The following is a 12,632-nucleotide window of genomic DNA, read 5'->3' as shown; positions in this document are numbered from 1 at the left end:
GCGCCGACCGGGGACATGGTCGTCGGTGCTGTGTTGCAGACGCCTTACGTCTCGCTGTCGAGTGGGAGGCAGGTCAGCTGGCGAGGCCTGGTGCGGGGAAGAGGGAGGTGCCCGGGCACGACCGCCCGGATCGAGGGTGTCTCGCCGAGACGCCGATCCGGGACATCCCCTCCGAGCTCACGTCTCCGAACGGAGAGCGCCATGACCCGTCCTCCCGACCGGCTCACGTCCGACATCGATGCCCAGCTCCGCGTGTGCTCCTCCGCCAGACGGGCCGCCCAGGTCGAGCTCGCCGAGATCAGACGACGCCAGGCAGAACTCGCCGAGCTCGAGGTGCAGCTCCTCGTTGCCATCGAGGTGCGCTGCCGTCGCGCTGACCGGCTCCTCGACGAGCGGTTGCACGCCGTCACCGACGCCGCCGACCCCTCACGGGACACCGCCACAGCCGACGAGCCGCGGCCGCTCCGGGCGGATGCGGCCGCGAGGACCCCAGGGCCTCTGGAGGTGCTGGAGGTGCCGGGACGGAGCTGGGCGGTGTGGCCGCACTGGTGAGTCGGCCGCTCCGGGGTGGCTGCCCGGGACCGTGGTGGGCGAGCACCACCCCGTGGCGCGGTCACGGCATCGACCTGCGGCCCACCCGAGGGGCGTGCCGGGGACGGTGACGGATCCCTGTCGGCGACGAACCGACGTCCGCTCAGCCCTCGACCGCGACCTCGACGACCGGGTAGCCGGAGGCGCCGTCGGGAGCGACCGGGGTGCGCTCGTCGGTCTGGACCTCGCCGAGTCCGTCGGTGGCCCGTGCGGTGATCGCGTGCCGGCCCGGTGTCGCGTCCCACGGCAGGTACCACTGCCGCCAGCAGTCGACGTCGAGGCGCTCGGCCAGTCGCGCTGACTGCCAGGGGCCGTCGTCGATGCGCACCTCGACACCCTCGATCCCGCGCGTGGGCGCCCAGGCGACACCGGCGATCGGCTGCCGCCCGGCCGCGACGGTGCCGCCGGGCCGGGGGACGTCGATCCGGGCCTGGGTCTTGATCGGCCCCTCCCGTGCCCAGCCGCGCGGGATCCAGTAGCCCTCGACGTCCCAGTCGGTGAGTTCGATCGCCGAGAGCCACTTGGTCGCGGAGACGTAGCCGTACAGGCCGGGGACGACCAGTCGTGCAGGGAACCCGTGCTCGGCCGGGAGCGGCTCGCCGTTCATGGCGACGGCGACCATCGCCTCTTCCAGGTCCAGGGCGCTGAGGACGGGGAACCCCGCCGTGAAGCCGTCGACGGACCGGCCGACGAGCTGGGTCGCGCCCTCCTGCAGCCCGGCGCGATCGAGGAGGGTCCGCAGCGGCACCCCCTGCCAGCGGGCGTTGCCGACCAGGTCACCACCCACCTCGTTGGAGACGCAGACCAGGGTGATGTCGGCCTCGACGTGCGGCAGCTCCATGAGCTCGGCGTAGGTCAGGGTGAACGGCTCGTCGACCATCCCCCGCACCTCGAGCCGCCAGCCGTCGGGTTCCACCACCGGGACCCGCAGCGCGGTGTCGATCCGGTAGAACTCCTCGTTCGGTGTGAACAGCGGGGTCAGGCCGGGGACCTCGAGGTCCGCGCCCGGTGGTACCGGCCCGGCCTGCCGGGCCGGTACCGGGAGCCGGATGGCTGCGCGCAGCCGACCCAACGCCTCGCGCCCGGAGAGCAGGGACCCGCCGACCCCGGCCAGGACGGCGAGCGCGGTCGTGGCGCCGGCCAGCGCGAGGAAGCGACGCCGGTCCGCCGGCGGTCCCGCACCCGGCCGGACCGTGCTCCCTCCGGGGGCTGTGGCCGGTGCGGTGGGCGTGTCCGGCGACGTCGTGGCCGCGCCGGCCGGCCGGTCCGCCCGCGCCGCGCGGAGCAGCAGGAGGAGCACGCCGACACCGACCGCAGCCCCGGCCGCGCCGACGAGCACGGCGCCGGGGACCGTGGTGCGGGAGTCGGCGAGAGCGGCCGCGACACCGACGGCGGCGAAGGCGGCGAACCCCGCGGCTGCCGGGAGGAACCTGCGCCGGGCGAGCACGCCGAGTGCTGCGCCGAGCAGGGCGGAGACCAGCAGGATTCCGCCGACGAGGACCGGCTTGTCGGCACGGCCGAGCGTCGCGATGGCCGCCCGTTCGAGCCAGCCCGGGACGCCGTCGACGACCGCGTCCCCGACGGCGATGACCAACGACGGCGCACGCTCGAACACACCGGCGAGGAACTCCGCCGTGCCCAGCGCCGCGGCCACGGCCGCGACGCCGGCGATCGCTCCGGTACCGCGGCGCACCGGGGCGGGGCCGGCGTCTCGCAACTGCGACTGCTCTCCTGTGCGCGTCACACGGGATGCCGTGTCCGGCGGCAGCCGCCGGGACACGAGCGGCGTCGCAAAGACGCACCATCGTCATGCGAGCACAGGTCACCGCACCGCACCCGCGCCGACGGCGCACCGATGTCCCGCCCGGTGTCCGGGCTCCCTCACCGGCTCCGAGACGACTGCTCACGCGACCCGGCAGCTCTCGGGGCCGACGGTGAGGTCACGTCAGGTGGGCCGGCCGGAGAAGACCTCGCCGCCGTACCCGGGCTTGCCGGGGAAGCGCGGCTCTCCCCGAGCTGGGCGCGGGCGTACGAGACGCCGACCCCGGCCGGCAACGGCCCCAGCGGTGGCGATCGACGGTCAGGCCCAGCTGGCCACCTGGGCCGCCGCCCGCCGCCTGCGCTCCCCCGCACCCAGCTGCCGTGGTGCCACCTGCGTCAGCGGGGCCGAGTACCACTCCCTGCAGGACCCCACCGGCCACACGCAGGTCGGCACCAGCGGCTGGGCGAACGGGCAGGGATGGCTGTTGCTGTGCTCCGACCGCGTTGCTGTACCGGTGGCCGTACGCACGAAGGAGGCGGGCCGGCCTCCTCGGCCGACCCGCCTCTGACCTGCGGTCTCGCTGTCGGGCTGACAGGATTTGAACCTGCGACCCCTTGACCCCCAGCCGTCGGCGGCAGGTCCGCCGAGGTCCGCTCGCAGCCATCTGCGCAGCTCAGGTGTTGTACGCGACCGGAACGGACTGCGGCGGACCACTGCGGATCGGGACCAATGGTGGTCAGAACGGTGGTCACGCAGCACCGTTCGGGAGGACGTACGCCGACAGCCGTGACCTCCTGCTCTCGACCTGTCCGTCCCGGCGGCGTGGCCCCTCCCCCGTGGGTCGTGACCGACCGCTCCCCGCATCGAGCGCCGATGGATCGTCACACTGCCCCGGAGTCACCTGTGCAGTCCAGGAAGCCGCGCCGTCATTCGGCCCCCGCGGACGATCCCGGACGGCATCGTGAGGCGACCTCTGTGGCACGAGGGACAGCCAGGGGCGCCGTGGCGGTCGCCGACGCGAGCTCACACGGCATCCAGTGCTCGGCGAGCAGTTCGTCCCCACGGGACGATCGGCAGAGCACGCGCCGACGCACCCACCGGGTCGTTCCTCCTCCCTCGTCGACGACGTCGACACGGTGATCGTCGTCGACGTCGCCCGCCGCCGACGTGCGCGTCGCTCCGGCCACCGGTCGCCGTGTTGCCGCCGAGGCAGGGCTCCTGCCGTCGGCGGTCAGCCGTGTCCGATGCCCCGCCCCGAGGTCGCGTCCGTCAGTGGGTGGTGCGCGGTGTGGCGGAGCTCCTGCACGGTGCCGTCGGCGACCCGCAGCACGCGGTCGGCGCGGGAGGCGGTCTCCGGCCGGTGCGCCACCACAACCACGGTGCGGCCCGCCCCGAGGCTGCGCAGGCCGGCGGCCACCAGCTCCTCGGTGACCGGGTCGACGTCGGCGGTGGCCTCGTCGAGGACGAGGACATCGGGGTCGGCGAGCGCCGCTCGGGCCAGCGCGACCAGCTGCCGCTCGCCGGCGGACAGGTCTGCGCCGCGGTCGGCGACCGGGGTGTGCAGGCCGGCCGGCAGGGAGGCCCGCCAGGGTCACCCCGCCCCGTCCTCCCCCGCGGGGGGACCCTGGCGGGCCAGCACGGTCTCCCGGGTGGGTACCCGCCACACCACCACGGCGGCCCCGGCCGCGCAGGCCACGGCCACCGCCACCTGGCCTGGGCCGGCTGGTCCGGGACTACCGCGCCGGGTTGGGCATGCCCCGCAGGGCGGTGGTCACGGGGATGCTCACGTCGGCCGCCGCTGCCCGCCGCCACGGGCGGCGACAGGGTGACGGCCGGTGGCGTCGTCCGGCGCCGGTGGCGGGGGTCGGTCGGGGACGGCGAGCACGGAGCGCTCCTCGGGACGGGTTCAGGCGAGCGTGGCGTAGGTGCGGTCGAGCAGGTCCAGGCAGGCCCCGGCCGCGTAGACCGACCCGTAGTTGGTGCGGAAGTCCGACTCCACCACCCGGCCGGCGGCCACGGCGGGCAGCTGCTGCCACAGCGGGGAGGCATCCAGCAGGCTGCGCTCGTCCGGCGTGTTGGTGATCAGCACGATCGCGTCGGCGCCGGCCAGCTCGCTGGTGCGCTCGGCGGAGAACCCGTCGCCGGTGAACGCCTCGCCGCCCTCCTCGAGGAACGGCAGGTGGGTGCCGCCCAGGTCGGCCAGCGTGTTGGCCTGCAGGTAGAAACCGTCGGTGGCCGACGAGTAGAACGTGCCCTCCTGGTACTGGACGACGGCCAGCACGGCGCTGTCGATGCGGTCGGCGTGCCGCTGCTGGATCTCGGCCCTGCGCCGGTCGTACTCGCCCAGCGGCCCGGACAGCTGCTCCTCACGGCGCAGCGCGGCAGCGATCGACTCCAGTTCCGGTCGCCACGGGCCGTCCCCTCCGACGGGGACCAGCGGGGCCAGGGTGCGGATCCGGTCGAGCAGCTCTTCGATGTTGCTGTCCCGGGTGAGGATCAGGTCCGGTGTCAGCGTCGCGATGAGCTCCAGGTCCGGTTCGGTCTGCTCGATGACCTCGACGCCGGTGAGGTCGACCGGCACGAACGGCGCCGGCTGCCTGTCGTCCCCCAGCGCGTTGGAGCCGACGGCGATCGGCGTGAGGCCGAGCGCCAGCGCCGTCTCCAGGTCCCGGCGACCTTCCCAGCCGACGACGCGCTGCGGCTCGCGGGGCACCTGGAAGGACCCGAACCGGTTGTCGACGGTGACCGTGTCGCCCTCGGCGGGTGCCTGCTCGCCGGCCACCGGGGTAGCGCCGCCGCAGCCGGCGAGCACCCAGGTCAGACCTACGGCGCCGACGCCCTGGATGAACCGGCGGCGGGTCACATCGTCGGAGAGGGGCATGGGGGCCGGCGGGAGGCAGCGGTCGAGGACGGTCATCAGCACGGGATGGGCTCCTTGTCGTCGTCGTCGTCGGCGGTCCAGGTCAGGGCGCCGCGGTGGAGCAGCTCCGTGGGCGCGATCTGGGACAGCCGGTCGTAGCTTTCGGTGTGGTTCACATCGGTGCCGACGACCACCTCCGGGGCGGCGCCGGCGACGGCCTCCAGGTCGGGTTCGTAGCCCGCCCCGAACCGGGGCACAGCGGTGAGGTCGAGGTCCGCGGGCAGCAGGTCGGCGACGCCCTCCCGCCACGCGTCGTGCTTGGCATCCACCGCCACCGGGGCCAGGTCCAGGGCGATCAGGCCGAACTCCAGCGTGCCGTCCAGCGCGACCACCCGCTGCGGGTCGACCGGCACCTCGGTGGTGCCGGCGGTGTGCTCCACCGTGCGGGTCCGCCGACCGGTCGGTCCGCCGACATCGCCGCCGCCGCAGGCGGCGAGGAACCCAGCGACGGTGAGCAGGCCGGCTCCCTTGAGCAGGTCGCGGCGGGTGGCGTCGTCGGCCGGTGGGGTGGACGCAGGCGGGGCGAGCAGCGTGGGCATCGGTACTCCTCGGGTCAGACCAGGTCGGTGCGCAGCTCGCGGCCGACGAGCTGGTCGCGCAGGTACTCGGCCACCGCGGTGTAGTTGAGGTAGTGGGTGCCGACCAGGTTGTCGGGGACGGCGACGACCTGGCCGGCGCGGACGGCGGCCAGGCCGCCGTAGAGGGGCAGCGCCTCGACGTCCGGGTCCTCGAACGTGCTGACCATCAGCAGGTCGGCGTCGAACTCCGGCAGCCGCTCGACGCTGATGTCGCCGAGGAACTGCCCGTTGGCCGCGGCCTGCTGCACCAGCGGCGTCCAGGACACGCCCAGCGAAGTCAGGATGTTGTTGCCGGCGTTGATCTGCGGCCCGCCCGCGGCGACGTACCCGGCGTCGGCGCCGTAGAAGAACAGCGAGGACGCGGTGACGTCGGCCCACCGGTCGCCGAGCACGGCGCGCAGCTCCCCGAGGGCCTCCTCGTACCGGGCGCGCTGCTCGGCGGCGGCCTGCTCGGCCTCCGGGGTGCCGAGCAGCTCAACCACCTTGGCCGTCACCGTCTCGACCGGCTGGAAGACGTCGAAGCCGACCACCGGGGCCAGCTGCTCCAGGCGCTGCACCACCTCCGGTTCCAGGCTCACCTGCCCGTCGGCGGCCTGGTGCACGATCAAGTCGGGGCGCAGCGTGGCGATCTTCTTCACGTCGGGCTCGCTGTACTCACCGACCGTCTCGATGCCGGCCGCGTTGAAGTAGCGGGTGATCGCCAGCTCCAGCCCCCCGTCGCGGGTGGCGATGCCGACCACCGGCCCGCCGAGGGCGAGCACCAGGCCGCCGGCGTTGCGGCCGTGGGTGGCGACGATGCGCTGCGGGCGCACGGGGATATCGACGTCCCGCCCGGCGTCGTCGGTGTAGCCGCGGGTACCGCCGTCGCCGGCGGCCGGCGTGGTCTCCCCGCTCCCCGAGCCGCCGCAGGCGGCGAGGACACCGGCCACGGTGAGCAGGCCGGCACCCCGGAGCAGGTCGCGGCGGGTGACCTGGTCGACGAGCAGGTCGGCCGGCGGCAGGAAGCCGGGCGGGGACGGCGGAAGCAGCAGGGTGGGCACGGCGATCACTCCTCGGCAGGGGCAGGGGCGGGGCTCAGGCCGGCCGCAGCCGGTCGACCACCCGGCCCAGCTCAGGCGCGATGCTCCGGACGCCGGCGACGCCGAGCAGCACGAAGTTGTCCCCGACGGCGACCCGGCCGGCGCGGACCGCCGGGAGGCCGGCGTACAGGGGGTTGGCGCGCAGGCCCGCGAGCACCCCGGCGTCGAAGTCACCCTCCTCGCGGGCCAGCACGACCAGCACGTCACCCCGCAGCTCACCGAGGCGCTCGGCCGACAGCTCGATCCGGCCGAAGCCGCGGTCGACAGCGGGCGCGTCCAGGGCGGCTGCCGGGTCGAGACCGACGCTGGCGAGCAGGGCGCCCGCGGTCGAGTCGGCGGTGAACAGGTAGAAGCTCTGGTCGTCAATCGGACGCACCACCGAGGCGGTGGAGACCCCCGGGAGGGCGCGGGTCGACGCCAGGTCGGCCAGCTCGGCGTCCAGTTCGGCCAGCAGCTCGTCGGCCCGCCGTTCCCGGCCGAGCGACCGGGCAACCGCGCGCAGCTCGTCGCGGTAGGAAGTGCTCGTCCCCGGCCGCGCATAGCTCGTGGTGGGGGCGATGGCGGCCAGCGGGTCGCGACCGACGGCGTCCACCGCGCTCTCCGAGCCGATCAGCAGGTCGGCGGCCAGCGCGACCAGCGATTCCAGGTCGAGCTCGACCTGCGGCAGCGGGTCGACCTCGGCCGCGCCGTACTCGTAGAGCGAGGGGTGGAAGGCGACGTCCGGGCCGAAGAAGCCCGCGGCGAAGGTGCCGGCCGCCACGGGCACCACGCCCAGGTCGAGCAGGTAGGCCAACGTGTTGTGCTCCAGGGCCACGACGCGCTGTGGCGTAGCCCCCTCCCCCGCGGCGCCGGAGCCGCCGGACGCCGATCGCTGCTCCCCCTGGCCGGCGGACGAGCCGCCGCAGGCGGTCAGCAACGCGCCCAGCCCGAGGACGCCTGCTCCCCGGAGCAGGTCGCGGCGGGTGGCCTGGTCGACGAGGAGGTCGGCCGGCGGCAGGAAACAGGGTGGGGACGGCGGGGCGAGCAGGGCGGGCACGCGGGTCCTTCCGGTGGTCGGGTCAGCGGACGTCGCGGGCGGCGATGACCCCGGCCTCGACCTCGTCGAGGAGCCGGTGGGCGACGCCGGCCGGCGCGGTGGCCGGTCGCGGTGGACGGGCCATCAGGCGACGTCCCGTTCGACCTCAGCGGTCCAGGCTGCCTTGACCTGCCGCCAGGCCTCGTCGGTCATCGTGCGCCGCCAGTACGGGGAGCAGGACAGGTCCGCGCGGGTGGCGCCGCGCTCGGTGAGCAGGTGCCGGCGGACCTCGCGCACCTCGCCGGCCTCGCCGTGCACGAACGCCTGCAGTCGTCCGCGCCAGGCCGGCAGCGCGCGGACGGCGGCGGGGAGCAGGTCGGCATCCTGTGGTGTGCCGGAGCGGTGCAACCAGACAAGGTCCAGCGCGCCGGACGAGGGCAGCGGGATCTCGTGCTCGGGTCCGTCGACGACGACGCGGACGACGACCGGCGCCCCGGCGGGCACGGCCTCCAGCGAGGCGGCGATGGCCGGCAGCGCCGACTCGTCGCCGGCCAGCAGGTGCCAGTCGGCGGCCGGGTCGGGCCGGTAGCCGCCGCCGGGCCCGGTGAACACCAACACGTCACCCGGCCGCGCGTTCGCCGCCCACGGCCCGCCGACGCCGGCGTCGCCGTGGACGACGACGTCCAGGGTGAGCAGCCGCCGGTCGGCATCCCAGGACCGGACGGTGTACCGGCGGCGAGCCGGCCACTCCCCCCGCGGCCGGCCGGCGGTCACCTCGGCGACGTCGAACGGGGCGGCGTACGGCGCACCGGCCGGCGGGATCGCCACGTTGACGTAGGCGTCGGTGCAGCCGTCGCAGGTAAAGCCGGCCAGCCCGTCACCACCCAGGACCACGCGGACCATCCCGGGCGTCAGCCGTTCGGTGGTGACGACGCGTCCGTGCACGGGGGACCTCCGGTCAGGGTGGGACGGGTGACGGGACAAACTTAGGGCAGCCTTACCTATGTGGTCAACGGACGGTAGCCTCAGCCGGCGGCTGGGACGACCGGGGGACGGGCCGCCGGCCCGCGCATCGCACCGGCACCCCGCCGCCTGCCGCGGGTCGAGCGCCCGCTGCCCGCGCCGCTGACCGGGCCGGCGCTGCTGCGCTGGACCGCGGCCGCCCACCGCTGGGTCATCGCCCTCGGCGCGGGAGCCGCCCTGCTGTGGATGGGGTCGCTGGCCGCGCTGCCGGTGCTGCTCGGCCGGGCCGTCGACGCCGGCGTCACCAGCGGGGACCTGCGCGCGCTGCTCCCTTGGCTGGCCGGGATCGCCCTCGCCGGCGCGGTCCAGGCCGGCGCGGGCGCGGTCCGGCACTGGCTGGCCTGCCGGCTGTTCAGCGACACCGAGCGGCTGGTCACCGAGCGCGTCGCCGACCGGCTGCTGCGCCCCGACGGCGGCGTGGTCGACCGGCGCTCCTCCGGCGAGCTGATCAGCCACGCCGAGGCCGACGCCGTCCGGATCGCCGCGGCCATGGACGTGCTGCTACGCGGCAGCGCCTCGGTCGTGGTCTTCGCCGGCGTCGCCGCGGTGCTGCTGGGCACCTCGGTGCCGCTCGGCCTGGTCGTCGTGCTCGGCCTGGTGCCCGCGCTGCTGGCGATGGTGCCGCTGTGGCGACCGCTGGAGCAGCGCGCGGCCGCCGAGCAGGACCGGCTGTCCGACGCCGCGGCCACCGCCGCCGACACCGTCGCCGGCGTGCGGGTGCTGCGCGGGTTCGGCGGCGAGGCCGCGGCGCTGCGCCGGTTCACCGCCCGGGTCGCCGCGGTGCGCGGCGCGGCGGTCGACGTCGCCCGGCTCGACGCGGTCTGGGAGGCGCTGCGCATCGTGGTGCCCGGCGCGCTGGTCGCCGTCCTGGTGTGGATCGGTGGGCAGCAGGTGCTCACCGGCTCGCTCACCGCCGGCCAGCTGGTGACCGCCTTCGGGCTGGCCACCTTCCTCGTCGAGCCGATCGCCACGTTCGGCGAGCTCGGCCGCAAGTGGGCGCGCGCCGCGGCTGCGGCCGCCCGGCTGGCCCGCACCCTCGACCTGCCGCCCGCCCTCGACCGCACCGCTGTCGACCGCCCCGCCGGCGCGCGGGCTCCGGCCGAGGGACCCGCTCGTGGCGGGTTGCGGCTGGCCGGGGTGGCCGTCGCCGGTGCCGGCCGCGAGCTGCTCGATGGGTTGGACCTCGAGGTTGCGCCCGGCGAGCACGTGGGCGTCGTCGTCACCGACCCCGCGGCGGCCGCGGCCCTGCTGGACGTGCTGGCCGCGCACCGTGACCCCGACGCCGGCCGGGTGCTGCTCGACGGGTGCGACGCCGCGCAGCTGCCCCCGGAGGCCGTCCGCGCGCGGCTGCTGGTTGCCGAGCACGACGCCGTCCTGTTCGCCGGCACCCTGCGGCACAACCTCGCCCTCGCCGGCCCTGCCGGCGGTGCCACCGACGACGCCGCGCTGCGCCGGGTGCTGGGCGACGCCGCCGCCGAGGACGTCGTCGACCGGATCGGTCTGGACGGCGAGGTGACCGCCGCCGGCCGCTCGCTGTCGGGCGGTCAGCGGCAGCGGGTCGCACTGGCCCGCGCGCTGCTGGCCGACCCGCCGGTGCTCGTGCTGGCCGAGCCCACCAGCGCCGTCGACGCGCACACCGAGCAGCAGGTGGTGGCCGGCCTGGTGCGGGCACGGGCCGGGCGCACCACGGTGGCGCTCACCACCAGCCCCGCCCTGCTGGCCGCGACCGACCGGGTGCTGCTCGTCGAGGACGGGCGGGTCACCGCCGAGGGCCCGCACGCGGACCTGCTGGCCGCCGCGCCCGCCTACCGCGACCTGGTCGACCCGGCCGCCGAGGTGGCCGGCCGGTGAGCGCTCCCCCGACCGCCCCCGGACCGCAGGCCCCGGAACCGGCCGCTCACCCGCTGCCGGTCGCCGACGGCCCCCGCACCCGCGCCGCCGCCGGCCGGCTGCTCCGCCCCCACCGCGGGGCGCTGGGCGTGGCGACCGTCGTCCTCGTGGCCGCCACCGGGGTCACCCTGGCCGGCCCGGCGCTGCTCGGCCGCATCGTCGACGCGGCGGTCGCCGGGCGGGGCGAGCTGCTCGGGCCGCTGGCCGCGGCGTTCCTCGCGGCCACCGTGGCCGGCGCGGCGCTGTCCTGGTGGGGCACGGTGCGCATGGCCACCGCCGCCGAGCGGGTGCTCGCCGACCTGCGCCGGCACACCCTCACCCGGGCGCTGCAGGTGCCGCTGTCCACGCTGGAGCGGGCCGGCACCGGCGACCTGGTCAGCCGGGTCACCGCCGACGTCGCCGTGCTGAGCAGCACGGTGCGCACGGCCGGACCGTCGTCCGTGCTCGCCACCCTGGAGATCGCGCTGACCCTGGGCGCCCTGGCCCTGCTGTCACCGCCGCTGCTGCCCGCGGTGCTGGCCGGCGCGCCGGTCGTCGTCCTCGGGGGCCGCTGGTACGCCCGGCACGCACCGGCCCGCTACCGCGAGGAGCGGGCGCGGGTCGGCCGGCTGATGGGCGGGCTGCACGAGTCGGCCGCCGGGCTGCGCACCGTGCTGGCCTTCCGCCGCTCGGCCGCGCAGCGGGTCCGCATCGGCGCGGACGCCGACGCCGTCTACGACGCGGCCATGTCCACCGCCCGGGCGCGCAACGTGCTTCGCCCGGCGGTGACCGCCGGGCAGGTCGTCGCCCTGGTCACCACGCTGGCGCTGGGGACGGTGCTGGTCGGCCGGGACGCCGCCACCGTCGGGGTGGTCACCGCGGCCGCGCTCTACCAGATCCGGCTGCTGGACCCGGTCGGCACGCTGCTGGAGCTGCTCGACGAGCTGCAGTCGGCCTCCGCCGCGCTGCGCCGGCTGGTCGGCATCGAGGACGCCGCCGTCCCGCCGGGGCCGGCCGCGGGCACACCGGCCGGCTCCGCGATCCTCGTGGAGGGCGTGCGGTTCGGCTACGCCGGCGGTCCGGAGGTGCTGCACGGGGTCGACCTCGCCGTCGCGCCGGGCGAGCGGCTGGCCGTGGTCGGCCCCAGCGGGGCGGGCAAGACGACGCTGGGCGCGCTGGTCGCCGGCGTGCACCGACCCGACGCCGGCCGGGTGCTCGTCGGCGGCGTGCCGGTGACCGACCTGGGAAACGCGCTGCCGGCCACCGTCGTCCTGGTCACCCAGGAGACCCACGTCTTCCGCGGCACGCTCGTCGAGGACCTGCGGCTGGCCGCCCCGGACGCCGGCGACGCCGACCTGGACCGGGCGCTGGCCGCGGTCGGCGCGTCGGGCTGGGTGGCCGCCCTGCCGGCCGGGCCGGCCACCCGCATCGGGGACGGCGGCCTGCGGCTGTCACCCACCCAGGCCCAGCAGGTGGCGCTGGCCCGGCTGCTGCTGCGCGACCCGCGGGTGGTCGTCCTCGACGAGGCCACCGCCGCGCTGGACCCCACCGCCGCCCGCGGCCTGGAGCGCGCGCTGGAGGCGGCGCTGCGCGGGCGCACCGTGCTGGCGGTCAGCCACCGGCTCGACGTGGCCGCCGGCGCCGACCGGATCGCCGTGGTCGAGGACGGCCGCGTGACCGAGGTCGGCAGCCACACCGAGCTGCTCGCCGCCGGCGGCGGCTACGCCGAGCTGTGGCACGCCTGGCACGGCGCCCGCGGCGGCCCGGCCAGTCGCCGAGGGTGACCACGACGACG

Annotated in this window: 10 protein-coding genes and 1 pseudogene; 3 read left to right on the top strand and 8 right to left on the bottom strand. The window is 76.4% G+C overall.

The window, feature by feature from the left end; all coding sequences use genetic code 11:
* Nucleotides 1–201: 201 nt before the first annotated feature.
* A complete protein-coding gene (locus RTG05_RS10350) occupies nt 202–552 on the top strand; it encodes a hypothetical protein (RefSeq protein WP_166528551.1) in 351 nt (116 codons plus the stop codon).
* A 142-nt stretch (nt 553–694) separates the two neighbouring features.
* Here the strand turns inward: RTG05_RS10350 and RTG05_RS10345 are convergent, their stop codons facing one another.
* The 8 genes and pseudogenes from RTG05_RS10345 to RTG05_RS10310 form a co-directional block, all read right to left on the bottom strand.
* On the bottom strand, nt 695–2,308 hold the full coding sequence (locus tag RTG05_RS10345) for a molybdopterin-dependent oxidoreductase (protein ID WP_208104901.1): 1,614 nt from the start codon (nt 2,306–2,308) through the stop codon (nt 695–697).
* Nucleotides 2,309–3,584: 1,276 nt separating this feature from the next.
* Nucleotides 3,585–3,770, bottom strand: coding sequence for a hypothetical protein (locus tag RTG05_RS10340; RefSeq protein WP_315912523.1), 186 nt, complete (start codon nt 3,768–3,770; stop codon nt 3,585–3,587).
* Between the two features lie 39 nt (nt 3,771–3,809).
* Nucleotides 3,810–3,917: pseudogene (locus RTG05_RS10335) on the bottom strand (ATP-binding cassette domain-containing protein); the annotation flags it as partial.
* 342 nt (nt 3,918–4,259) lie between these two features.
* Entirely contained in the window at nt 4,260–5,270 is a 1,011-nt protein-coding gene (locus tag RTG05_RS10330; RefSeq protein ID WP_315912575.1) for an ABC transporter substrate-binding protein, read from the bottom strand.
* Nucleotides 5,270–5,812: an ABC transporter substrate-binding protein gene (locus RTG05_RS10325; protein WP_166528549.1), complete on the bottom strand. Its 543-nt coding sequence runs from the start codon at nt 5,810–5,812 to the stop codon at nt 5,270–5,272. Before RTG05_RS10325 ends, RTG05_RS10330 begins: the two co-directional genes overlap by 1 nt.
* Nucleotides 5,813–5,826: 14 nt before the next feature.
* Nucleotides 5,827–6,891, bottom strand: coding sequence for an ABC transporter substrate-binding protein (locus RTG05_RS10320; RefSeq protein ID WP_166528548.1), 1,065 nt, complete (start codon nt 6,889–6,891; stop codon nt 5,827–5,829).
* 34 nt (nt 6,892–6,925) lie between these two features.
* On the bottom strand, nt 6,926–7,966 hold the full coding sequence (locus tag RTG05_RS10315; protein ID WP_166528547.1) for an ABC transporter substrate-binding protein: 1,041 nt from the start codon (nt 7,964–7,966) through the stop codon (nt 6,926–6,928).
* Between the two features lie 123 nt (nt 7,967–8,089).
* The gene (locus RTG05_RS10310) at nt 8,090–8,890 is read right to left on the bottom strand and encodes a siderophore-interacting protein (protein ID WP_166528546.1); all 801 of its coding nucleotides are present in this window, start codon (nt 8,888–8,890) and stop codon (nt 8,090–8,092) included.
* 264 nt (nt 8,891–9,154) lie between these two features.
* Between RTG05_RS10310 and RTG05_RS10305 the strand changes: the two genes are divergently transcribed.
* A complete protein-coding gene (locus RTG05_RS10305; protein WP_166528545.1) occupies nt 9,155–10,819 on the top strand; it encodes an ABC transporter transmembrane domain-containing protein in 1,665 nt (554 codons plus the stop codon).
* Nucleotides 10,816–12,621 carry an ABC transporter ATP-binding protein gene (locus tag RTG05_RS10300; RefSeq protein ID WP_166528544.1) on the top strand — a complete coding sequence of 602 codons (1,806 nt, stop codon included), beginning with the start codon at nt 10,816–10,818 and terminating at the stop codon, nt 12,619–12,621. Before RTG05_RS10305 ends, RTG05_RS10300 begins: the two co-directional genes overlap by 4 nt.
* Nucleotides 12,622–12,632: the final 11 nt, after the last annotated feature.

Origin of the sequence: Geodermatophilus sp. DSM 44513, from assembly GCF_032460525.1 — a bacterium.
In the GTDB taxonomy this organism is placed as follows: domain Bacteria; phylum Actinomycetota; class Actinomycetes; order Mycobacteriales; family Geodermatophilaceae; genus Geodermatophilus.
The sequence above is the reverse complement of the archived record's forward strand: the minus strand, read 5'-3'. Positions and strand labels throughout refer to the sequence as shown.

What these genes read in the sequence shown, in the direction of transcription:
- RTG05_RS10350 (WP_166528551.1), top strand. Translation starts at nt 202, where the DNA reads ATGACCCGTCCTCCCGACCGGCTCACGTCCGACATCGATGCCCAGCTC.
- RTG05_RS10330 (WP_315912575.1), bottom strand. Translation starts at nt 5,270, where the DNA reads ATGACCGTCCTCGACCGCTGCCTCCCGCCGGCCCCCATGCCCCTCTCC.
- RTG05_RS10325 (WP_166528549.1), bottom strand. Translation starts at nt 5,812, where the DNA reads ATGCCCACGCTGCTCGCCCCGCCTGCGTCCACCCCACCGGCCGACGAC.
- RTG05_RS10305 (WP_166528545.1), top strand. Translation starts at nt 9,155, where the DNA reads ATGGGGTCGCTGGCCGCGCTGCCGGTGCTGCTCGGCCGGGCCGTCGAC.